Here is a 22,121-nt window from a genome sequence, read left to right as displayed (position 1 = left end):
CTAGGCTCCGGGCTTGTAGGAAAAGGTCACGGCGCCGCGCGCAAAAGCTGTACCGTCGTTCGCTTGGATATCCACACGCCAAAGGGTTTGCTGACCCTTCTCACCGGCCAGCGCGCGCATCATCTGCAGGCCGATCTGTCCGTTTTCGGGAAACGCGCCCTCTACGGGCAGGTTCAGGCCGCGCATGCCTGTCAGCCAGATATCGGTGCAACCCGTGAAGCGCACGGTGTGCTCTGTCTTGATGGCAATGACGATCGCGTTCAGCATATCCTCGAACCCGCGCACCCGCGAAAACGCATACCGGGGTTCTGCCGCGGCACCGCTTTCCTGCCGGGTCGCGGCTGCCGGGATCGGCTGATCCCTGTGCGGCGCGGGCGCGCCGCTGTCGATCACATGAAGGATGCGCTCGGCACCTGTATCGTCCACAAAGCAAACCGTGCCGATGGCCGATCCATCCGTGTCCTGATCGGCAAAGGCGATCAGGTTTCGCGTGATGGCTGAAAACCCCGTCCGTTCGAACCGCCAAGGGCCAGCCTCCAGTGTTTCAGACGCGCGCGCAATGATCTGGGTGCCCTGAATATAGTCGCGGTCGCCCCGAAGGAACACGTCTATGATTTGCTCTGGAATGTGCGGCATTGGATCCCGAAAACTGAACTTGCGCCCAGATATCGCCATATGGCCTGTGTTGCAATGCGCAGGCAAAGCCGCCCGAGCGCAAGGGTGCACATGTGGCCTCTTGGCGCCAGAGTTCGATGTTGATGTGGGGTTTTGGAGGCGAGTACCGGAATCGAACCGGTGTACACGGATTTGCAATCCGCTGCGTAACCACTCCGCCAACTCGCCGAAGTGGCGACGGCATAGCGCATGGGGGCGGGGGGTGCAAGCGTTTCGGCGCGGGTCGAGATCGGTTGCCGTTGAAAGCTTTCTGTGGCAAGAGGTGTGGTGTTTCCGGCGACGAAGAAGAGACCTGCTTTCATGACCGATTTTGCCTCCCTGCGCCGTATGATGGTCGACACCCAGGTGCGTCCGTCCGACGTGACCAAGTTTCCCATCATCGAGGCGCTGTTGAGTGTCCCGCGCGAGGCGTTCGTGCCCGATGCGCGGCGCGAGACGGCCTATGTCGGCGAGAATATCGATCTGGGCGGTGGGCGCGTGGTGCTGGAGCCGCGCACGCTGGCCAAGATGCTGGATGCGCTGGATCTGCAACCCGACGAGATGGTCTTGGATATCGGCTGCGGGCTGGGCTATAGCGCGGCGGTGATCGCGCGCATGGCCGAGGCGGTCGTCGCGGTCGAGGAAGACGCCCAGATGGCGGCCGATGCACAGGCTGCCCTGACCGAGTTTGGGGCCGACAATGCCGCCGTGATCGAGGCGCCGCTGGCCGAGGGCGCGGCCAAGCACGGGCCTTATGACGTGATCATCCTGCAAGGTGCGGTCGAGCATTTGCCTGATGCGATTGTGTCACAGCTGAAAGAAGGTGGCCGGATTGCCGCCCTGTTTTCAGAAGGTTCCTTGGGAGTTTGCCGGATCGGGTATAAGATCGACGGCGAAGTGAATTGGCGTTTTGCCTTCAATGCCGGCGCCCCCGTGTTGCCGGGATTCGAGCGGCACAGCGCATTTGTGTTGTAAGCTCGGTGCTTTGCCCCGGGCTTTGTGAGGTTTGAGGCAGGAACAGAGCAAATGAAAAAAATTCGAAACTTCGCCCTTTCGGGGGTCGTGGCGATGGGGGCCGTCTTCGGGTCCGTGCCTTTGCACGCCGAAACCCTGACCGACGCGCTGGTCGCCGCATACAAGAAAAGCGATCTTCTGGATCAGAACCGCGCGGTTCTGCGTGCCGCCGACGAGGATGTCGCACAGGCGGTGGCCGCGCTGCGGCCGGTCCTCGATTTCGTGGCGCAGGCGCGCTACAACGATCCGATTTCCAGTGGCACGCGCGACAGCGGCTCGATTTCGCTGGGCGTGGATTGGGACCTGTTCACCGGCGGGCGCAACAAGCTTGGCATCGAGATCGCCAAGGAAAGCGTGTTGGCCACGCGGGCGGCGCTGCTTGGGGTCGAGCAGGGCGTTCTGCTGAACGCGGTGCGGGCCTACATGAATGTGCGCAGCGCGTTGCGCAATGTCCTGCTGGGGCAAAGCAACGTGCGCCTGATCACCGAAGAATTGCGGGCATCGCGGGACCGGTTCGAGGTCGGCGAAGTCACCCGCACCGACGTTTCCATCGCCGAGGCCGCTTTGGCGGCGGCGCGCAGCAACCTGGCCGCGCGCGAGGGCGAGCTGGCAGCGGCGCGCGAATCCTATAACCGGTTCATCGGCCATTATCCGGGGCAACTGACCGGAACGCCGCGGGTGCCCAAGCTGCCCGCGACACTGGATGCGGCGCGCAGCATTGCGCAGCGCAGTCATCCCGACATCATCCAGGCCCAGCACCAGGTCACCGCCGCAGAGCTGCGCATCGCATCGGCGCGGGGCAACTATCTGCCGACCGTCACGGCGGGGCTGGATCACACGATCGACGATCACGGCGACGAAAGCACCTCGGCCAACGTGACGCTGCGCCAGCGGATCTATCAGGGCGGGGCGCGCAATTCGGCCGAGCGGCAGGCGATCAACAACAAGCAGTCGGCCCGGTCGAGCCTGTTGAACACCGTGCGGCTGGTGCAAGAGGATGTGGGCAATGCCTGGTCCGACCTGGCCGTGGCGCGGGCACAGATCACCGCCAGCAACCAGCAGATCCGCTCGGCGCGACTGGCCTATGACGGAACGCGGGAAGAGGCCAAGCTGGGGTCGCGCACCACGCTGGATGTGCTGGATGCCGAACAGGACCTGCTGGATGCGCAGGCGCAGCTGATCTCGTCCGAGGCGAATGAATATATCGCGGTCTATTCGGTTCTGGCGTCGATGGGTCTGTTGACGGTCGATCACCTGAACCTTGGGATCAATACCTATGATCCGGCGGCCTATTACAATGCGGTCAAGGGCGCGCCCTCGCATTCGATCCAGGGCAAGAAGCTGGACCGTGTCCTGAAATCGCTGGGCAAGGAATAGCCCTTTTGCGCCACACATGATTGTGTGGCGCCATTCCCCCCGATACAATATCTGCGACCCAAGCAGGAGGTGACTCGCGATGCCAGACCCGATGAAGAACACGGATATTGAAGATGTCCTGTCCTCCATCCGCAGGCTGGTGTCTTACGAGCCATCGAACCTGCGCCCGGCGGCGGCGGCCAAGCCCGCGCCCCGGCCGGAACGTCTGGTGCTGACGCCGGCCTTGCGGGTTCACGAAGAACCCGAACGCCCCGCACCCGTGGCGGTGGCCGAGGAAGCCCCGGCGCAACCGGAATTCGTGCATCGCGCTGAAGCGCCCGAGGCCGTGGTTTCGGACCCCGCCCAGCAAACGCTGGAGGACCGGATCGCCGATCTGGAGGTTGCGGTCTCGCAGGCGGGCGAGGAATGGGAGCCCGATGGCAGCGAGGCCGAGGCGAATGTCTATCCGACCTCGTACCCGGTGATCGAACCGCTGCGCCCCCGCATGCACCTGGCCGAGCCCGAGGCCGCGCCGACGGTCGAGGATCACATCGAAGAGGTCGCGTTGGATGCGGGCGTCGATGCGCTGATGGATGCCGCGGATGCGGTGGCCGAAAAAACCGCTTTGGCCATTCCGGCAGGCGGTACCGATCAGGCAGAGCTGCGCGATCTGGTGCGCCAGATCATCCGCGAGGAGTTCCAGGGCGCGTTGGGCGAACGGATCACGCGCAACGTGCGCAAGCTGGTGCGCCGCGAAATCAATCGCGCGCTGGTCAGCAAGGAATTCGAATAGGGTTTTCGATCCCCGACACATGAAAAACGCGCCGTTTCCGGCGCGTTTTTCATTTCCGCTAGCGGGAAGATCTTGGCAGCTTCAGGCGGCTTGTGCCTGTTCCTGAACCTGGCGGCGCTCGCTTTCCTCGCGCGACAGCGCGACAGAGGTACGGACCCCTTTGGAAACGAACTCCATCAAGCCGGAAACGACCCGTTCATTCGGATCGATACCGGCGCAAGACAGCACTTCACGACCATCGCGCGAGCGCGCCCAGCGGGCGATCTGCTCGGGTCCATTGCCGTATTTCTTGTCATCGGCAATGGCGTCGTCAAGGGCTGCCAATACCACGGCTGCGAACAATTTGCGGGCACGATTGCCCTGTTCGTGATTAAAAGCCGTGCCATCAACGAAATCCAACATCTCGTCGTCCTTTTATTCTTGCTCTTGCATTTTTAGGCGTGCGGGCAAATATGGCGTTTTCTGCGCGATTCGGCTATTCTATTTTAGAATGGCACCTATGCGCTAAGTGCATGGCTTCTTTCTTGCAGATACCGTATTTAGTCTCCTTGCCCGGGTCGGGCAGGCAATATATAGGTTCGTGCGAACCTGGATCAACCTTTTGTCAAGATTTTGCAACATGCCCAAGATCAACGGAAACGAAATTCGCCCCGGAAATGTGCTGGAACATAACGGCGGCCTGTGGGCGGCGGTCAAGGTCGACCACGTCAAACCCGGCAAGGGCGGCGCCTTTGCCCAGGTCGAGCTGCGCAACCTGCGCAACGGCAGCAAGCTGAACGAACGCTTTCGCAGCGCCGACAAGGTCGAACGCGTGCGGCTGGAGCAGAAAGACCAGCAATTCCTGTATGAAAACGACGGGATGCTGGTGTTCATGGATGCCGAAACCTATGAGCAGATCGAGCTGCCCGCCGACATTTTGGGCGACCGCCGTCCGTTCCTGCAGGATGGCATGACCATCCTGGTCGAGTTCTATGACAACGAGGCGCTGAACGCCACGCTGCCGCAGAAGGTGACCTGCAAGGTGGCCGAGACCGAACCGGTGGTCAAAGGTCAGACCGCCGCGAATTCGTTCAAGCCCGCGATTCTGGACAATGGCGTCCGTGTCATGATCCCGCCCTTTGTCGGTCCCGAGGAAGACATCGTGGTGAACACCGAAACCATGGAATACGCTGAGCGCGCCTGACGCATTGGCGGGGATTTCAGGCATGACGGGGGCAGGGCGCAGGCTCTGCCCCCTTGTCGTTCAGGCGCCCAGGGCCGACAGGCAGCCGGTGACCAGCCCGCGATAGCTGGCCCCGAAAAGCCGCAGATGCACCAGCGCGGGCCACAGCGCATAGGCCGGGCGCCGGTCCTGCCAGCCGGGTGCAAGCGGGCCATAGGCGTCGTGAAACGCGGCCGGCGGCGTCCCGAACAGGTGCAGCATCGCAAGATCGACCTCGGGGTCGCCATGGCAGCAGGCCGGGTCGATCAGATAGGCACCGCCGTCGGTGAAGATCACGTTGCCGGTCCACAGATCCCCATGCAGCAATGCCGCAGGCGGACGGTGCGGCAGGATGTCGGGCAGGCGCGCGCACAGCCCTTCGACCCGATGTGCGATATCGGCGGGCAGGGCGTCCGCAAAGGCCAGCAGTCGCCGTTCGCCCCAGAACGCGGGCCAGTCGGTCATCATGCCGCCAGGGATCGGCGCGGGGCCGAAGGCATAGTCGTCGCCCCAGCCATAGCCATCGCCGGTGCGCGCATGCAATCGGCGCAGGTTTTGTCCCAAAGCGGCCCAGCCCGTTCCGCTGGCGGGGACCTCAAGGATATGGTCCATCACCAGAAGATCCGCGTCGCATCCGATCAGCCGTGGCACGGTGCAACCGGCGGCGTGCATGCTGTGCAGCATCCTGGCCTCGACCCCGACCAGCGGACCGGTCTTGGCCACAACGCGCGTGCCGTCGGCCAGGGTGGCGCAAAGGACCGGGGACAGGTCCCCGCCATGCAGCGGTGTCAGATCTGTGACCGGCTGTCCGGTCAGGGCGGCGATGCGGGCGCAGGTCGCCTCAGCCATGCCAGGTGAGGGTTGCGTCACCGGCGGTCATCGGCCCCGTGGCCCGGTCGAACCGCAGATAGGCGATCGCGCGGCCTTGGGCCTGGGTATAGAGCGTGCCGGCGGCCTTGCCCGCGGCGGTGATCTCGGCGCCCACCGGCGCCGTGCCGGTGATGTCGACCGTGACCAGGCCCTTGCGCAGCTCTGTCTTGTGCTTCATCCGCGCGGTGACCTCTTGCCCGACATAGCAGCCTTTCTTGAAATCGACGCCGTGCAGCCGCTCGAACCCGGCTTCGAGGATGAAGCTGTCGTTGGGGATCAACTCGACCCCGGTTTCGGGGATGCAATGCGCCACGCGCAGGGCGTCCCAATCGGTGCCGTCGTCGGGCAGGGCCGTGTCGGAATAAAGCCGCCAGCCCATGTCGGGATGGCGCGGATCGGGCAGGGCGCCATCGGGCGCGGGGCCTGTGCCGCGCGACACGTGCAGCGTGGACTGCGACAGCTGCACATCGGCGCGCAGCTTGTACATGTTCAGCCGCTGCACCAGGCCCGGGGCCAGCGCCGTGGCCACATCCAGCACGATCCCGCCATCCCGCGCGGTCAGGAAGAAATCGGCCAGATACTTGCCCTGCGGCGTCAACAGCGCGGCATAGACCAGCCCACCATCGATCCCCGACAGATCGTTGGTGATCAGGTTCTGCAGGAAGTCGCGCGCATCGCTTCCGGTGATCTGGATCAGGGTGCGGTCGGCGGACATGCCTGGCCCTTTCGGTTTCAGTTCTGGGTCGAGAATTGCAGCTTGTAGAGCCCGGAATAAACCCCGTCCCGCGCCAGCAGGCTGTCGTGGGTACCTTCCTCGACAACGCGGCCCTTGTCCATGACGACGATCTTGTCGGCGTCGCGTACCGTTGCCAGACGGTGGGCGATGACCAGCGTGGTGCGGTTGCGGCTGAGCTGATCCAGCGCCTCTTGCACGATCCGTTCGGATTTCGTGTCCAGGGCCGAGGTCGCCTCGTCCAGCAACAGGATCGGCGCATTGCGCAGCAGCGCGCGGGCAATGGCCACACGCTGGCGCTGGCCGCCCGACAGGTTGCTGCCGCGGGGGCCGGCCGGGCTGTTCAGGCCATCGGCCAGGCGCGGCAGGAAGTCGGCCACATGCGCCGCGTCCAGCACGGTGGCCAGGCGATCCTCGGCGATGTCTTCGCGGCCCAGCAGGATGTTGTCGCGCAGGGTCTCGTCGAAAAGCTGCGCGTCCTGGGTTACCACCGAGAACTGGTCGCGCAGGTCGGTCAGCGCCAGCGTGTCGATGGGGGTGCCACCGATGCTGATCTGTCCCGATTGCGGATCGACCAGCCGGGTCAACAGGTTGAAGACCGTGCTTTTGCCCGCGCCCGATGCGCCGACCAGCGCCGTGACCTTGCCCGCCTTGGCGGTGAAGCTGACGCCGTTCAGAACCGGCGTTTCGTCATAGGCCATGCGCACATCGTCCAGCACGATGTCGGCCTGCGCGGCGGGTACCGACAGTTTCGCGGGCTGGGCCGGTGACAGGATGGTCGGCTGTTCCAGAAACACGCCATAGACACGTTCCAGGCTGGCCAGGGCCACCTGCCACGCGCCGGTCACATTGCCCAGCCGCCGCAGCGGTTCAAAGACCAGCGCCATGGCGGTGAAAAAGCTCATGAATTCGCCGACGGTCTTTTGCCCGTCGATGATCTGCAACCCGCCATAGCTGAGCACGCCCAGGAACCCGACCCCGGCCATGATGTCCATCATCGCGGGAATGCCCGCCTGTCCGGCGACCGAGAAAGTGCGCGCGCGCACCAGGGCGTGGCTGGCATTCGCGAAACGGCCGGACTCGCGATCCTCCATCCGGTTCAGCTTGATCGTGGGCACACCGTGAAAGATCTCGTCCAGCCGCGTGGCCAGTTCGGCGGCAATGTCGCGCACCCGGCGGGCGGTCCTGCGGACAAAGCGTTGCAGCAGGATGATCGGCAGCACCAGAAGCGGCACCCCGGCCACCGCGATCAGCGTCCAGAGCCAGTCGATGGACAGCGCGACCGCGAACAGCGAGACCATCGCGATCACGTCGCGCCCCGCCGCGGCCAGCACTGTGGACCAGATATTCGATGCCGCATTGGTGTCGCCGCGCACCCGTTCGATCAGAACGCCCGGCGGGTTCTGCTGGAACCAGCGGTTGTCCAGCGTCAGCATATGCGCCACCAGATCGCGCTGGATATGGGCCGAGACCTTCTGGCCCACGCGCGACATCAGAACGCGCTGGCAGAAGCCCGACAAGGCGCGCGCGGTGAAGATCAGGAAAATCCCCCCCGCCACCAGCGGGATCGAGCTTCGCTCGCCCGCCAGAAAGATCCGGTCGAACATCGGTTCGATCATATAGCTCATCAGGCCCAGCATGCCGCCTTCGATCGTCATCAGCAGAAAGGCGACCAGCAGCATCGGCCAGTAATGCCGCAGATAGCCGCGCCAGATCCACCTGGTCAGCAGGGCGGAATTTTCATGCGGGTTCTGCGGTTCCTTCATGGGCCTAGTCTGCCTTGCCGCGCCACTGGGCGAAAGACTCTGTCAGTTTCGCGGGCGAATACCGTTCGACGATCCACTGGCGGATCGGCATCGGCGTCTGGGCGGTGTCGGCGGCATACATGTCCAGCATGTGATCCAGAATGCCGGTGGGCGCGTTCTTCAGGTGCAGGAACCGGATCGACAATTGCTTGGCGGCAACCTCGACCGGCTGGCCCTCGACATGCATCAGATAAAGCGCGGCGGCCAGCCCCGCCCGGTCCGAGCCCGATTTGCAATGCATCAGAAACGGCTTTTCCACGCGGTCGAAGAAATCCAGCAGTTCCAGCAGCTTCTTGCGGCGCGGGGCCTGTCGCGCGTTCAGCGCCGTGACCCACAGATCGATGCCCAGCTCCTCGCACGCTTCCTGTTCCAGCAGATGGTGGCTTTTGGTCGAGTCGCCCCGCAACGAGATGACGGTCCGGATACCCATGTCGCGATAGCGGCGCAGCCGCGCCGGGCCGGGCTGGTTCGACCGCCACACGCCGGGCGCGATCTGGGCCATATTGGTCCACAGCACGCGCAGAAACGCGTGATCCATCAGGTTGAAATGCAGATATGCGGCACGCCGTCCGGCAGGGGTGGTTATGTCATTGCCGAAGGAGTCGCGCAGGCGTCGGTCCAAGCGCCGCAAGTGGGACTTTAACTGTGTGAACATGCGCGCTCGTTATGTCTTCGGACAGGGCTGCGGTCTATCGTGAAAAAGACCTTGTGACAAGCGATTGACCGATCGTGATGCGGAACATAGATCGGTTCAGGTAAGCATTCATCACAGGATTTCCACATGTCGCTGCGTCACGGTCGCCCCTATCTGGCCATTCCCGGCCCGTCTGTCATGCCGGACCGTGTGTTGCAGGCGATGCAGCAGCCGGCGCCGAATATCTATGGCGGGGCGTTGCAGGACATGGTGGAAACGATCGTGCCCGACCTGAAGCGCGTGGCGCGGACCCGGCATAATGTGGCGATCTATACCTGCAACGGCCATGGCGGGTGGGAAGCTGCGGTCGCCAACACGCTTGCGCCCGGCGACAAGGCGCTCTTGCTGGCCACGGGCCGGTTCGGCCACGGCTGGGCCGAGATCGCGGGCCGGATGGGGGTCGAGGTCGAGATCCTGGATTTCGGCCGTGCCCAGCCCATCGACGCGGCCCGCGTCGCCGAACGGTTGCAGGCCCCCGATGCGCAGGATTTCCGAGCGGTGATGGCGGTGCATGTCGACACCTCGACCAGCCTGCGCAGCGATATCGCGGCGGTGCGCCAGGCGATGAATGCCGCCGGTCATCCCGGGCTGTTGATGGTCGATTGCATCGCGTCGCTGGGATGCGATGCGTTCGACATGGATGGCTGGGGCGTCGACGTGATGGTCACCGGCAGCCAGAAGGGGCTGATGACGCCACCGGGGCTGGCCTTTGTCTTTTTCAGCGACCGCGCGGCCGAGAACCGCAAGCGTCTGAGCCAGGTGAGCTATTACTGGGATTGGGAGCCGCGCGCCTTTCCCGAAGAGTTCTATCAGTATTTTGGGGGCACCGCGCCCACGCACCACCTGTTCGCCCTGCGCGCCGCGCTGGACATGCTGCATGACGAGGGGCTGGAGCAGGTGCTGAGCCGCCATGCGCATCTGGCCCGCGCGATCTGGGCCGCGATGGATCGTTGGGGCGCGTGTGGCCCGATGCGGCTGAACGTGGCCGATCCTGCCCACCGCAGCCACGCGGTCACCGCCGCCCAACTGGGGGCGCCGCACGGTACCGCGCTGCGCGACTGGCTGACCGAAAAGGCGGGGGTCACGCTGGGCATCGGCTTGGGCATGGCACCGCCGGGCGATCCCGCCTGGCACGGGTTTTTCCGCATCGGCCATATGGGGCATGTGAACGCCCATATGGTTCTGGGCGTGTTGGGCACGGTCGAGGCCGGGTTGAACGCGCTGGACATCCCGCACGGGACCGGCGCGCTGGAAGCCGCCGCCGCCGTGATCGCCGAGGGTTAATCCGCGCGGCGCCGGGCGTCCCACCAGCCAAGCAGCAGATGCAGCGCCAGCGCCGCCAGCAGCGCCGCGTCATAGCCATAGGTGCCCCAGATCAGCACAAACAGCGTGATCAGGTTGACGAAGGCCATGACCAGAAAGGGCCTGGTGTAATTCTCGACACGGCCGATGGGACGGCGATGGGACATGCGGCGTCTCCCGTTTTGGCGCTGGATCGAGTGTAGCGCGCCGCCCGCGGCTGGCAAATCACGTTGCCGATGCTGCGAGGGTTTCCGTCGACCGCAATGCCTGTGGCAGCGCCGCCGCGAACAGGTCCAGCAATGGGTCCGGCCCGGCCGACACCCGGATGCAGCGATCCTGTGGCGCGACGAAGGGCATGCGCACGAAGATGTCCCGTTCGGTCAGCGCCTGCAGCACCGCGCGGGCATGGGCCCCATCGCGGCCGCAATCCACCGCGACGAAATTCGTGGCCGAGGGCAGGGCGCGCAGCCCGTTTTCCGCCGCGATGGCGGTGATCCGGCCACGCGCGGTGGCGACCTTTTGGTGGATCGCGGTCAGCCATGCGTGATCGCGCAACGCGGCCAGCGCCCCCGCCTGGCTGATCCGGCACATGCCGAAATGGTTGCGGATCTTGTCGAAGCTTTCGATCAGCCCCGGCGCCCCGATGGCATAGCCCACCCGCGCGCCCGCCATACCATAGGCCTTGGAAAAGGTGCGCAACCGGATCACGCGCGGGTCCTGTGGGTCGATCTGCGGCGCGAGCCCATCAGGGGCGAACTCGATATAGGCCTCGTCCAGCACCAGCAGGCTGCCGTTGGGCACCGCCTCGATCATCGCGGTGATGCGCGCAGCGTCATGCCAGGTGCCCATCGGGTTGTCGGGATTGGCGATATAGATCAGCTTTGCGCCCAGATCCGCGGCACGCGCGATCAGCGCCTCGGGGTCCTCGTGATCGTCGCGATAGGGCACCTTGTGCAGCGCCCCGCCGAACCCCGCGACGTGATAGTTGAAGGTGGGATAGGCCCCGTCCGAGGTCACAACCGGATCGCCCGGTCCCACCAGCAGGCGCACCAGATAGCCCAGCAAGCCGTCGATCCCTTCGCCCACCACGATATTGTCCAGACCCACCCCGTGATGTGCTGCCAGTGCCGAACGCAGATCGAAGCTGGTGGGATCGCCGTATTTCCACACATCCGCCGCCGCATCGCGCATCGCCGCAACCGCCAGCGGCGAGGGGCCAAAGGCGTTTTCATTGGCACCCAGCCGTGCGGCGAACGCGCGCCCGCGTGTGCGCTCCTGCGTTTCGGGGCCGACAAAGGGCACGGTGGCAGGCAGGCTGGCGGCAAGCGGGGTGTAACGTGGACCGGTCATGCGCCGACCTAACCCGACCGGACGCTTTCAGGCAAGCACGGTTGAAACGCGGGCCACCCGTCCCCACATGAGAATCAGTCGCAACAAAGGGTAGCGGTATGACGGGTAAGGTGACACGGCGCGGCTTTCTGGCTGTTGGCGCGGCGGCGGGTGCGGCCCGCGCGGTGCCGGTTCTGACACGGGTGGCAACCAAACCCGGCGGGCGGCGCATCCTGACGCTGGTCTATGACAAATCGCTGGGCATGATGCGCGCGGTCGAACGGCTCGTCCCCTGAGGTTGGGGATGTTCAGCCCCGCGCACAGCCGCTAGTCTGCCCCGCAAAAGGGGGCAGGCGATGAGCGATCCAGAATTTCTTGAAACCGAAACCGGGCGGCGCATCGCCTATCACCGGCTGGATGGCGACGGTCCGGGCGTGGTGTTCCTGGGCGGGTTCCGGTCCGATATGGGCGGGACCAAGGCCGTGCACCTGGAGGCCTGGGCGCGGGCGCAGGGGCGTGCGTTCCTGCGGTTCGACTATTCCGGGCATGGCGAGTCGTCGGGCGATTTTCTGGACGGGGCCATCGGGGATTGGTTTGTCGATGCGCTGGCTGCGATCACGGCGCTGACGACCGGGCCGCAGGTGCTGGTAGGTTCGTCCATGGGCGGCTGGATTTCGCTGCTGGTGGCGCGCACGATCCCGGATCGGTTGGCGGGCCTGGTGGGCATCGCCGCCGCCCCTGATTTCACCGAAGACAGCATGTGGGCGGGGTTCGATGCCGACCAGCGCGCGGCGCTCGCGGCTGATGGTCAGGTCGCGCTGCCGTCGGATTATTCCGACGAGCCCTATATCATCACCCGCCGCCTGATCGAGGATGGGCGCGACAATCTGGTCCTGCGCGCGCCGCTGGCTCTGCCCTGTCCGGTGCGGCTGCTGCAAGGCACCGCCGATACGGATGTGGACATGTCGGTGGCGCTGAACCTGCTGGATCACATGCAGTCGCCGGATCTGCGGCTGACGCTGGTCAAGGGCGCCGATCACCGGTTTTCGACACCCGAATGTCTGGCGATGATCGAAACCGCGATTGCCGATGTGACAGGGGGCTAATCCGTTGCGGGGCCTGATCCGGGGCGTTCTGGCGGTTGCGGGCCTGGGCGCGGCATTCTGGGCCTTGGCCCCGCGCGAGGCGCTGGAGATGCCGCCGCCCTTCGACACGGCCCGGATCGGCCCCGACCCGGCCACCTATCTGGCCGCGCAGGAGGGGCGGTTTGGCGACATCACCCCCGGCACCGAAAAGCGCATCCTGTGGGCCGGTCCGGCGGGGGTGAAAACGGCGCTGTCGGTGGTTTATCTGCACGGGTTTTCCGCCACCTCGGAAGAGCTGCGCCCGGTGCCCGATGACGTGGCCCGCGCGATGGGGGCGAACCTGTATTTTGCGCGCCTGTCGGGGCATGGGCGGGGCGGGGCGGCGATGGCGGGGCCGCGCGCGGGCGACTGGATCACCGACACGGCCGAGGCGCTGGAAATCGGCCGCCGCATCGGCGACCGGGTTCTGGTCATCGCCACATCGACCGGCGGCACGCTGGCGGCCATCGCGGCAGCGGATGCCGATCTGGCGCCCGACCTGATGCAGCATGTCGCGGGGATCGTGATGGTGTCGCCGAATTTCGGGCTGAAAAGCCGCGCCGGCGCCATTCTGGAGATGCCGCTGGCGCGCTATTGGGGCCCGCTGGTCGCGGGCAGGACACGCCATTTCGAGGTTTTGAATGAGGGCCACGGCACCTTTTGGACCAGCCGCTATCCCACCGTGGCGCTGATGCCGCTGGGGGCGTTGATCCGTCATGCGCGCGGGCTGGATTACGGGGAGGCCACGGTGCCCGCGCTGTTCCTGCTGTCGGATGACGATCAGGTGGTGCGGGCGGATCTGGGTCGCAAGGTGGCCGCCGATTGGGGCGCGCGCATCGTGACCGTCACGCCCGGTCCGGAGGACGACCCGTTTCACCACGTGATCGCGGGCGATATCCTCAGCCCCGGTCAGACCGGAAATATGGTGCAGGAAATTCTGGACTGGCTGGATACCCTGCCACGCTAGGCGGCAGGGTCCCGGGGATCAGACGGTTTTCAGCTGATGCACGGTGTCACGGCCGGAATTCGTATCCATGAAGTCCAGCACCAGCGGGCGGATATTGTCGCGCCAGCTTTTGCCCGCGAAGATGCCGTAATGGCCCGCGCCGGGCTCCAGGTGATTGGCCTTCTTCTCGTCGGGCAGGCCGGTCAGCAGGTCCAGCGCCGCGACGCATTGGCCCGGGGCGCTGATGTCGTCCTTGGCGCCTTCGACCGTCTTGACGGCGACATTGGTGATCTTGCCGATATCGACCTGCTTGCCGTCGACCATGAAGCGGTTTTGCGCGATCTCGAGGTTCTTGAACACCCGCTCGACCGTCGACAGATAGAATTCCGCCGTCATGTCCATGACCGCCAGATATTCGTCATAGAACCGGTTGTGCTTGTCGTGATCGCCCGCTTCGCCCTTGGCGACGCGCATGATCTGTTCCGAAAACGCCTTGGAATGGCGATCGGCATTCATCGACATGAACGAGGTCAGCTGCATCAGGCCGGGATAGACCAGACGCCCGAAGCCGGAATATTTGCAGCCCACGCGCTGGATCGCGAGTTGCTCCAGCTGGCCCATGGTCACGCGGCGGCCGAAATCGGTCACGTCGGTGGCGGCGGCATCGGGGTCGATGGGGCCACCGATCAGGGTCAGGGTGCGCGGCTGGGCGTCGGGGTCTTCCTCGGCCAGATAGGCGGTCGCGGCCAGCGCCAGCGGCGCGGGCTGGCAGACGGCGATAACATGGGTGTCGGGACCCAGGTGGCGCAGGAAGTCGACCAGATAGAGCGTGTAATCCTCGATATCGAACTTGCCGGCGGATACGGGGATGTCACGGGCATTGTGCCAATCGGTGATGAACACCTCGCAATCCGGCAACAGGCTGGCCACGGTCGACCGCAGCAGCGTCGCATAATGGCCCGACATCGGCGCCACCAGCAGCACGCGGCGCGGCTTTGCCGGGCGGCCATGCACGCGGAAGTGGATCAGATCGCCAAAGGGCTTTTCCAGCAGCGTATCGACGCTGACCACATGGTCGCGGCCATCATCGCTGACCACGGTGTGGATGTTCCAGTCGGGCTTGGCCACCATCCGGGCAAAGGACCGCTCTGTCACCTCGCCCCAGGCCGAGAGGATCTGGAAAAACGGATTGGCCACCATCCCGGTCACGGGATAGGAACCCAATGCCAAAGCCGACGCGCCCAACCACTGGTTGGTGTTGCGGATGCTTTCCATTAGGTCGTAAGTTGCCATATACTTCATGCACCGCTCCGATCCGTAAAGGTTCATACATAGCAGGGACGTGTAGGGTTTTGCCGGAGGAGGCAAACACGTTTCTGCAGGCGCAAAAGATAGGGGGGAATCCGATTTATGACAACCAAAGAAGGTGAAGATATTGTAAAACTGGAACGTCTGCAGAACAATCTGGCACGGATGGAGGAATTGTCAGAGCGTCTGCTGCAAGCGTTCTCGCATAAAAGACAGATCGACCCGGGGTTGCAGGGGCCGGGTCAGGACGTTTTCTTCAAAGCCGCGCAGGCTTACATGAACGATGCCGTGCGCAGCCCTTCGAAGGTTTTCGAACATCAGGTCCAGTATTGGGGCAAGACGTTCAAGCATTTCCTGGAGGCGCAAGAGGCGCTGGCCACCGGAAAGCTTCAGGTTCCCGCCGACAATACCCCCACCGACCCCCGGTTTTCCAACCCGCTTTGGTCGACGCATCCCTATTTCAACTATATCAAGCAGCATTACCTGCTGACCTCGGACGCGATGGAAAAGGCCGTGGGCGAGATCGACGGGCTGGAGTCGCGCGACCGCAAGCGGATCGAATATTTCACCCGCCAGATCCTGGACATGATGGCGCCGACCAATTTCCTGTCCACCAACCCCGATGCGCTGACCAAGGCGGTCGAGACGGATGGCGAGTCGCTGGTGCGCGGGCTGGAAAATCTGGTCCATGACATCGAGGCCAACCAAGGCGAGCTGTTGGTGACGCTGGCCGACAAGCAGGCGTTCAAGGTGGGCGAGAACATTGCCACCACCCCGGGCGAGGTCGTGTTCCGCAACCGGATGTTCGAGCTGATCCAGTTCCACCCCACAACCGAAAAGGTGCACACGATCCCGTTGATCATCTTCCCGCCCTGGATCAACAAATTCTATATCATGGACCTGAAAGAGAAGAATTCGCTGATCAAGTGGATCGTCGATCAGGGCTATACGCTGTTTGTCGTCAGCTGGGTGAACCCCGATGAAAGCTATGCCGATGTGGGCGTCGATACCTATATCGAAGAGGGGTATCTGACCGCGTTCGAACAGGTGAAGCAGATCTGCGGCGTCAAGAAGGTCAACGCGGTGGGCTATTGCATCGCCGGGACGACCCTGTCGGTGACCATGGCGCTGCTGAACAAGCGCAAGGACACCACGGTCAACTCGGCGACGCTGTTCACAACGCTGACGGATTTTTCCGACCAGGGCGAATTCAGCGTGTTCCTGGAAAACGATTTCGTCGACGGGATCGAGCGCGAGGCGACCGCGCGCGGGTTCCTGGATTCGTTCTTCATGTCGCGCACCTTTTCGTATCTGCGGGCTAACGACCTGATCTATGGCCCGGCGATCCGCAGCTATATGATGGGCGAGGCGCCGCCGGCCTTCGACCTGCTGTACTGGAACGGGGATTCCACCAACCTGCCGGGGCGGATGGTGATCGAATATCTGCGCTGGCTGTGCCAGGGCAACCGGTTCGCCGACGGCACGCTGGAGCTTATGGGCGAGACCCTGTCGCTGAAGGATGTAAAGGTGCCGGTCTGTGCCATCGCGTGCGAGACCGACCACATCGCCGCCGCCGCCACCAGCTATCAGGGCGTCCAGCAGATGGGCAGCAAGAACAAGACATTCATCCTGTCCCAAAGCGGGCACATCGCGGGCATCGTCAATCCGCCCTCGAAGAAGAAGTATGGCCATTACACCAACGAGGACCTGACCCTCGATTTCCGGGCCTGGCGCGACAGGGCGGAATTCCACGAAGGATCGTGGTGGCCGCGTTGGGAAACATGGCTGTCACGTAAGTCTGGCAAGATGATCGAGGCCAGAACGCCGGGGGATTCGCAGCACCCGAGTCTGTGTTCTGCACCCGGGACCTACGTTTTGGGCTGATAAGCTTCTGACATCGCTGCGAAACTGCCTTTTGCTGCACCGCAGCATAAAGGGACTTGAAATGCTGCGGTGCAGCATGTATATAATGTTTGCAGACGCAGAGATGAATTCGGGCAATCCCGATTTAGGAGAGATAAAATGGCTACTACCCAAGACTTCACCAAGATGGTGCAGGACATGCTGGGCGCATTCCCGGTCGACATGACCGCCGCTCAGGACGCGTTCAAGACCTCGGCCGACCTCAGCGACAAGATGTCGAAAGTGGCTCTGGAAGCCGCCGACAAGTCGAACGAGATCGCCGCAAAGTGGACCAAGCAGACCATCGCCAAGCTGGGCGACGTGACCTCGGCCAAGGCAGAGCCCACCGAATACGGCAAGGCGCTGACCGACTTCGCTTCGGCATCGGCCGAGATGGCCGCCGAGAACATGGCCGCCTTCGCGGAAGTCGCCAAGAAGGTGCAGATGGAAACCGTCGAGCTGATGCTTGCCGCTGGCAAAGACATCTCGGAAGACGCGACCGCTGCGGTCAAGAAAGCCGCTTCCGAAGCCACGGCTGCCGCCAAGAAAGCGGGCGCCAAGTAAGCGACCGACACGTCAGGGGTAACGAGTACCACATCGATAACCTCCCAGTCGATGTGATCGCATGGGCGGGCCTTGTGCCCGCCCTTTCTTTTTATCAAAGTTCCGCTTAAGCTTCTCTGCGCCGCAATAAATGTCTTGGGGATAATTGTGACAGAAGAAGCCAAACCACTGCTGATCAAGCGCTACGCCAGCCGGCGGCTCTATAACACCGAGACCAGCGATTACGTCACGCTGGAGGACATCGCCCGCTTCATCCGCGACGGGCGCGAGGTCCAGATCGTCGACCTGAAATCCGGTGACGACCTGACACGTCAGTATCTGCTTCAAATCATTGCCGAACACGAAAGCCGGGGCGAGAACGTGCTGCCGATCAACGTGTTGACGGATCTGGTGCGCAGCTATTCGACGCAAGCCCAAAGCATGGTGCCGCAATTCCTGGCCTCCAGCTTCGAGATGCTGCGCGAAAGCCAGACCAAGATGATGGAGAACATGGGCAAGATAAACCCGATTGCCGCGCCCGGTTTCGAAGCGATGCAGGCGCAGCAAGAGGCGTTCCTGAAGGCCATGACCGGTGCCTGGCCCGGTGGCGCCAGCGGTCCCACGCCCGAGGGCGAGGAACAGTCCGGCGACGACCTGGGCGAGATCAAGAAGGAACTGGCCGAGCTTCAGGCCAAGCTGGCCAAGCTCAGCAAATGATCGCGGCGGCCGGTTTGAACCGGCCCCGTTCGCATGCGCTCAGGTGATCTCGGCGAACACCTGTTTCAGCGCGTTTTCCAGCTTTTCGAACATTTCGTCCATCTGCGCATCCGTCATGATGAAAGGCGGGCACAGCACGATGGATTGTCCCAGCGGACGGCAGATCAGCCCGTGATCGGTGCAGGTATTGGCGATGCGTTCGCTGACCGACAGCGCCCCGTCGAACGGCGTCTTGGTGGCCTTGTCCTGCACCGCCTCCAGCGCGCCCATCAGCCCCTTGCCGCGCCACTCGCCGATATGCGGATGATCGGCCAATTGCGCCAGCCCGGCCTCGAACCGGGGCGTCAGGCGGCGCACATTTTCCAGCAGCCCCTCGTTTTCGATCACGTCGATGGCCTTCAGCGCGATGGCGCAGCCCACCGGGTGACCGCTGGCGGTGAAGCCATGCGGGAATTCCTCGATCACATCGGCGGCGGCCTGCATCCGGTCGGCCAGCTCCGGCCCCAGGATCACCGCGCCCATCGGGAAGAACCCGGCGGTCAGGTTCTTGGACGAGATGATCGCGTCGGGCTGGATGTCATAGGTCAGCGAGCCCCACATCTCGCCCGTGCGGCCAAAGCCACAGATCACCTCGTCGGCGATCAGCGGGATACCATGCTTTCGCAGGATCGGGCGGATCGCCTGGAAATACCCCTCGGACGGGGGGATCACCCCACCGGCGCCCATCACGGGCTCGGCAAAGAACCCGGCGATGGTGTCGGCGCCTTCGCGGGCGATGGTGTCTTCCAGCTCCTGCGCCAGGCGGGCGGTAAACTCCGCCTCGGTCTCGTCCGCGCGCCCTTCGCGCCAGTAATGCGGGCAGGTCAGGTGGATGAACCCGTCCAGCGGCAACCCGAAGACCGAATTATAGGGTTTGCCGGTCATCGAGGCCGACACCACCGTCACCCCGTGATAGGCATTGATCCGCGTCAGGATCTTGCGCGCTTGCGGGCGGCCCTCGGCGGCGTTCAGGAACCACAGCATCTTGACCATGGTGTCATTCGCCTCGGACCCGGAATTGGTGTAAAACACCTTGCCGCGCTCAAAGGGCGAAACCGCGACCAGTTTCTCGGACAGCATCACGGTCTGGTCCGACATCCGACCGAAAAACGCGTGATAGCCGGGAAAGCGCGCATATTGATCCTGCGCCGCCTTGGTCAGGCCGGGGTGGTCGAACCCGGCCACCATGTTCCACAGGCCCGAGTTCGCATCCAGATATCGGCGGCCATGGACATCGACCACATAAGGCCCCTCGCCATGGGTCAGCACCACCGTGCCGCGTTCGCGGACCGACGGCAGATCGGTAAAGCCATAGAAGCTCGACGCCTCGGCGCGGGACTCCCAGCTGTTGGGGGCATCGTCATGCATTTGGAGGACCTCATCGGGGGGTGTTTCGCGCGCAGGCTAGCGCCGCTGCCGCCCGGGCGCAATCGGCGAAATACGGGCGGTTGCCCCACCCACCCGCACGGCACTAAGCTGTGCCAACGCGTATGGAACAGGGCAGGGGGCACCCGTGGCGGAAAACAGCAACCGGATCTCGCTTTGGGGGATCGAGGTGTTCCTGACCACCGCCGACGAAGGCGCGCTGTCGGCCGCCGCGCGCCGCCTGGGGGCCAGCGTTTCGACCATCAGCCAGCAGTTGACCGCGCTTGAAACCGCGCTGGGCGCGCAGCTGATCGACCGGTCGACGCGCCCCGTGGGCCTGACCCCGGCGGGGCGGATGTTCGTCACCCGGGCGCGGACGATCCTGGCGGAAGCCGAACAGGCCCGCGCCGAGCTGTCGGTCCGTGACCTGTCGGCGCTCAAATCGCTCCGCCTGGGCGTGATCGAAGATTTCGACGCCACCGTCACCCCGCAGCTGCTGAACGCCCTGGGGCAGGCGCTGACCTCCTGCCGGTTCCTGCTGCATACCGGGGCCAGTCACCGCCTGCTGGATCAGCTCGAGGCACGGGCGCTCGACATCGTGGTGACGACCGATCCGGGCACCGCCATTCCGGGGGTCGAGACGCACCCGCTGGTGCGTGATCCGTTCGTCGTGGCCGCTCCCAAGGGGCTGCTGGATGATCGCGGCGATCTGTTGCGGCAGCTGCAGGGGCATCCCTTCATCCACTATACCCGCCGCCACCATATCGGGCGCCAGATCGCCGATCACCTGGCGCGACAGGGCCTGGCGCCGCCGCACCGGTTCGAACTGGACAGCTATAACGCGATCATGGCCATGGTGGCACAGGGGGCGGGCTGGACCATCCTGACACCGCTGGGGATCCTGCACGCGGCGCAGTTCCAACCGCAGATCGACATCCGGCCGCTGCCGCTGGCGCCGCTTGCGCGACAGATCTCGGTCCATGCCCGCACCGGTGAAATGCGCGAGATGCCGCAGCAGATCGCCCAACAGCTGCGCGCCATCCTGACAGAGCATGTGATCACCCCGACCGTCGGGGCGCTGCCATGGCTGGTAGGCGACCTGGCGCTGATCTGACCGGTGGGGCCGGGCCCGCCGGGCGGCGCGCCGTCCCGGCAGCGCCCGCTTCCGCCTCGATGGCGGAACGGGGGCTTGCGCCGATCAGCGCAACGCGTCAGGTGCCATAGGCGCGCGGCGGGTCCATCACCGCCGTGGCGGCGCCGATCAGGGCCTCGGCAATGAAATCCAGCTCGGGCCGGGTCAGCCGCGCGGGCAGGCGCACGTCACAGGCGCGCATCAACATGGCGCGGGTCTGCGGCAGGTCGGGCTGGTCGCCAATGAACTGCCAGTTCCAGAAGGCACGCGCGTTGTCCTGGCTCAGGCCGAAGACCTGCACGCTGATACCGCGCGCCTTGGCTTCGTCCTGAAACGCGCGGGCCTGGGCATCGGTATCGAACCCGACCAGGTTGAACTGGATCGAATCCGGCGCGCGGGTTTCGGGGGGCAGCGGGTCGGGCACGCTCAGCCAGGCCGAGCCATTCAACAGCCCCGCGACGTAATCGTGATTGGCCAGCCCGTCGCGCACCCGGCGCGGCAGTTCGGCCAGCTGCGGGCGGATGACGGCGGCGGCCAGGTTCGACAGCCGCGTGTTGTAAAGCGGCAGCTTGTTCTGCCAATGGCCGAACCGGTCCTGCACCACGGGGTGCTTTTTCCAGTTATGCTCATAGGCGCCCGACATGATGATCGCGCGTGCGATCAGATCGGGATCGTCGGTGATCAGCATCCCGCCCTCACCGGCATTCACCATCTTATAGGACTGGAACGAGTAACAGCCGATCTTGCCCAGCGTGCCGATCTTCTCGCCATGCCACAGCGTGCCCAGCGAATGGGCGGCGTCCTCGATCACCGGCACGCCACGCGCGTCAGCCAGTTTCAGGATCGCGTCCATGTCGGATGTGTGTCCGCGCATGTGGCTTATCAGTACGGCGTCGATCGTGTCGTCCAGCTTGGCCTCGAAATCGGCCATGTCGATGCGATAGTTCTCGGCGACCTCGACCAGGACCGGCTGGCAATCGGCGTGTACGACGGCTGACGGCACGGCGGCGAAGGTAAAGGCCGGGATCAGCACCCGCGCCCCGCGCGGCAGGTCCAGCGCCTTGAGCGACAGGAACAGCGCGGCGGAACAGGACGCCACCGCCAGCGCGTATTTCGCGCCCATCATCTCGGCGAAGTCGCGTTCCAGCAGGGACACCGGCGCATCCTCGGGCGCGGTATAGCGGAACAGATCGCCCGATTGCAGCAGGCGTTCGACCTCGGCCCGGGCGGCTTCGGGGATCGGTTCGGCGTCATAGACATTCGGGGCCGGGGTCATATTTCACCTTTTCTGAAT

Annotated in this window: 23 protein-coding genes and 1 tRNA gene; 12 read left to right on the top strand and 12 right to left on the bottom strand. The window is 64.3% G+C overall.

Annotation, left to right across the window (positions count from 1 at the left end; translation table 11 throughout):
• Together CLM60_RS18735 and CLM60_RS18730 are read right to left on the bottom strand one after the other, a co-directional pair.
• A complete protein-coding gene (locus CLM60_RS18735; protein WP_095590588.1) occupies positions 1-606 on the bottom strand; it encodes a hypothetical protein in 606 nt (201 codons plus the stop codon).
• A 163-nt stretch (positions 607-769) separates the two neighbouring features.
• Positions 770-843: transfer RNA gene (locus tag CLM60_RS18730), tRNA-Cys, on the bottom strand.
• Positions 844-975: 132 nt separating this feature from the next.
• On the opposite strand from CLM60_RS18730, the gene CLM60_RS18725 reads away from it, so the two are divergent.
• From CLM60_RS18725 to CLM60_RS18715, 3 genes are all read left to right on the top strand, one after another.
• Positions 976-1,629: a protein-L-isoaspartate O-methyltransferase family protein gene (locus tag CLM60_RS18725; RefSeq protein WP_095590587.1), complete on the top strand. Its 654-nt coding sequence runs from the start codon at positions 976-978 to the stop codon at positions 1,627-1,629.
• A 51-nt stretch (positions 1,630-1,680) separates the two neighbouring features.
• Positions 1,681-3,045 (top strand): TolC family outer membrane protein, encoded by a 1,365-nt coding sequence (locus CLM60_RS18720; protein ID WP_095590586.1) that lies wholly within the window; start codon positions 1,681-1,683, stop codon positions 3,043-3,045.
• A 79-nt stretch (positions 3,046-3,124) separates the two neighbouring features.
• Positions 3,125-3,817, top strand: a complete 693-nt coding sequence (locus tag CLM60_RS18715) for a hypothetical protein (RefSeq protein WP_141246558.1) — start codon at positions 3,125-3,127, stop codon at positions 3,815-3,817.
• Between the two features lie 81 nt (positions 3,818-3,898).
• Here the strand turns inward: CLM60_RS18715 and CLM60_RS18710 are convergent, their stop codons facing one another.
• A complete protein-coding gene (locus CLM60_RS18710; RefSeq protein WP_036560640.1) occupies positions 3,899-4,219 on the bottom strand; it encodes a DUF6280 family protein in 321 nt (106 codons plus the stop codon).
• Positions 4,220-4,436: 217 nt separating this feature from the next.
• Here CLM60_RS18710 and efp point away from each other — a divergent pair, with 217 nt between their 5' ends.
• On the top strand, positions 4,437-5,000 hold the full coding sequence (gene efp / locus CLM60_RS18705) for an elongation factor P (RefSeq protein WP_095590584.1): 564 nt from the start codon (positions 4,437-4,439) through the stop codon (positions 4,998-5,000).
• 60 nt (positions 5,001-5,060) lie between these two features.
• Here efp and CLM60_RS18700 read toward each other — a convergent pair whose 3' ends face one another.
• From CLM60_RS18700 to CLM60_RS18685, 4 genes are read right to left on the bottom strand one after another with little or no spacing between them, the layout of a single operon-like run.
• The gene (locus CLM60_RS18700) at positions 5,061-5,867 is read right to left on the bottom strand and encodes a fructosamine kinase family protein (protein ID WP_095590583.1); all 807 of its coding nucleotides are present in this window, start codon (positions 5,865-5,867) and stop codon (positions 5,061-5,063) included.
• Complete coding sequence (gene ygfZ / locus CLM60_RS18695) at positions 5,860-6,603, bottom strand: CAF17-like 4Fe-4S cluster assembly/insertion protein YgfZ (RefSeq protein WP_095590582.1); 744 nt, start codon at positions 6,601-6,603, stop codon at positions 5,860-5,862. The genes CLM60_RS18700 and ygfZ overlap by 8 nt, the downstream gene beginning before the upstream one ends.
• 17 nt (positions 6,604-6,620) lie before the next feature.
• On the bottom strand, positions 6,621-8,387 hold the full coding sequence (locus CLM60_RS18690; protein ID WP_095590581.1) for an ABC transporter ATP-binding protein: 1,767 nt from the start codon (positions 8,385-8,387) through the stop codon (positions 6,621-6,623).
• A gap of 4 nt (positions 8,388-8,391) precedes the next feature.
• Positions 8,392-9,081 (bottom strand): phosphatase domain-containing protein, encoded by a 690-nt coding sequence (locus CLM60_RS18685; RefSeq protein WP_095590580.1) that lies wholly within the window; start codon positions 9,079-9,081, stop codon positions 8,392-8,394.
• 126 nt (positions 9,082-9,207) lie between these two features.
• Between CLM60_RS18685 and CLM60_RS18680 the strand changes: the two genes are divergently transcribed.
• Positions 9,208-10,404: a pyridoxal-phosphate-dependent aminotransferase family protein gene (locus CLM60_RS18680; RefSeq protein ID WP_095590579.1), complete on the top strand. Its 1,197-nt coding sequence runs from the start codon at positions 9,208-9,210 to the stop codon at positions 10,402-10,404.
• Here the strand turns inward: CLM60_RS18680 and CLM60_RS18675 are convergent.
• Together CLM60_RS18675 and CLM60_RS18670 are read right to left on the bottom strand one after the other, a co-directional pair.
• Complete coding sequence (locus CLM60_RS18675; protein ID WP_095590578.1) at positions 10,401-10,589, bottom strand: hypothetical protein; 189 nt, start codon at positions 10,587-10,589, stop codon at positions 10,401-10,403. The two genes, CLM60_RS18680 and CLM60_RS18675, sit on opposite strands and share 4 nt — an antisense overlap.
• A gap of 58 nt (positions 10,590-10,647) precedes the next feature.
• Positions 10,648-11,772 (bottom strand): pyridoxal phosphate-dependent aminotransferase, encoded by a 1,125-nt coding sequence (locus tag CLM60_RS18670; protein ID WP_095590577.1) that lies wholly within the window; start codon positions 11,770-11,772, stop codon positions 10,648-10,650.
• A gap of 98 nt (positions 11,773-11,870) precedes the next feature.
• Here CLM60_RS18670 and CLM60_RS18665 point away from each other — a divergent pair, with 98 nt between their 5' ends.
• Genes CLM60_RS18665 through CLM60_RS18655 form a run of 3 tightly spaced genes read left to right on the top strand, consistent with a single transcriptional unit; the run spans position 11,871 to position 13,842 of the window.
• Positions 11,871-12,047, top strand: a complete 177-nt coding sequence (locus tag CLM60_RS18665; RefSeq protein ID WP_095590576.1) for a Tat pathway signal protein — start codon at positions 11,871-11,873, stop codon at positions 12,045-12,047.
• 60 nt (positions 12,048-12,107) lie between these two features.
• Positions 12,108-12,857, top strand: a complete 750-nt coding sequence (locus CLM60_RS18660) for an alpha/beta hydrolase (RefSeq protein WP_095590575.1) — start codon at positions 12,108-12,110, stop codon at positions 12,855-12,857.
• Between the two features lie 4 nt (positions 12,858-12,861).
• Positions 12,862-13,842, top strand: coding sequence for an alpha/beta hydrolase (locus CLM60_RS18655; RefSeq protein WP_095590574.1), 981 nt, complete (start codon positions 12,862-12,864; stop codon positions 13,840-13,842).
• Between the two features lie 18 nt (positions 13,843-13,860).
• Here the strand turns inward: CLM60_RS18655 and phaZ are convergent, their stop codons facing one another.
• Entirely contained in the window at positions 13,861-15,123 is a 1,263-nt protein-coding gene (gene phaZ / locus CLM60_RS18650; RefSeq protein WP_095590787.1) for a polyhydroxyalkanoate depolymerase, read from the bottom strand.
• A gap of 108 nt (positions 15,124-15,231) precedes the next feature.
• On the opposite strand from phaZ, the gene CLM60_RS18645 reads away from it, so the two are divergent.
• The 3 genes from CLM60_RS18645 to phaR all read left to right on the top strand — a co-directional run bounded on the left by CLM60_RS18645 (position 15,232) and on the right by phaR (position 18,291).
• Positions 15,232-17,013: a PHA/PHB synthase family protein gene (locus CLM60_RS18645; RefSeq protein WP_095590573.1), complete on the top strand. Its 1,782-nt coding sequence runs from the start codon at positions 15,232-15,234 to the stop codon at positions 17,011-17,013.
• Between the two features lie 138 nt (positions 17,014-17,151).
• Positions 17,152-17,595, top strand: a complete 444-nt coding sequence (locus CLM60_RS18640) for a phasin, PhaP (RefSeq protein ID WP_095590572.1) — start codon at positions 17,152-17,154, stop codon at positions 17,593-17,595.
• Between the two features lie 147 nt (positions 17,596-17,742).
• Positions 17,743-18,291, top strand: coding sequence for a polyhydroxyalkanoate synthesis repressor PhaR (phaR, locus tag CLM60_RS18635; RefSeq protein ID WP_095590571.1), 549 nt, complete (start codon positions 17,743-17,745; stop codon positions 18,289-18,291).
• A gap of 39 nt (positions 18,292-18,330) precedes the next feature.
• Here phaR and CLM60_RS18630 read toward each other — a convergent pair whose 3' ends face one another.
• On the bottom strand, positions 18,331-19,698 hold the full coding sequence (locus CLM60_RS18630; protein WP_095590570.1) for an aminotransferase: 1,368 nt from the start codon (positions 19,696-19,698) through the stop codon (positions 18,331-18,333).
• A 145-nt stretch (positions 19,699-19,843) separates the two neighbouring features.
• On the opposite strand from CLM60_RS18630, the gene CLM60_RS18625 reads away from it, so the two are divergent.
• Entirely contained in the window at positions 19,844-20,809 is a 966-nt protein-coding gene (locus CLM60_RS18625; RefSeq protein WP_095590569.1) for a LysR family transcriptional regulator, read from the top strand.
• 97 nt (positions 20,810-20,906) lie between these two features.
• Here CLM60_RS18625 and CLM60_RS18620 read toward each other — a convergent pair whose 3' ends face one another.
• Entirely contained in the window at positions 20,907-22,103 is a 1,197-nt protein-coding gene (locus CLM60_RS18620; RefSeq protein WP_095590568.1) for a DegT/DnrJ/EryC1/StrS family aminotransferase, read from the bottom strand.
• Between the last annotated feature and the right edge of the window lie 18 nt (positions 22,104-22,121).

This window comes from Actibacterium ureilyticum (assembly GCF_002285435.1).
In the GTDB taxonomy this organism is placed as follows: domain Bacteria; phylum Pseudomonadota; class Alphaproteobacteria; order Rhodobacterales; family Rhodobacteraceae; genus Actibacterium_C; species Actibacterium_C ureilyticum.
This window is presented reverse-complemented; position numbering and strand designations above follow the sequence as displayed.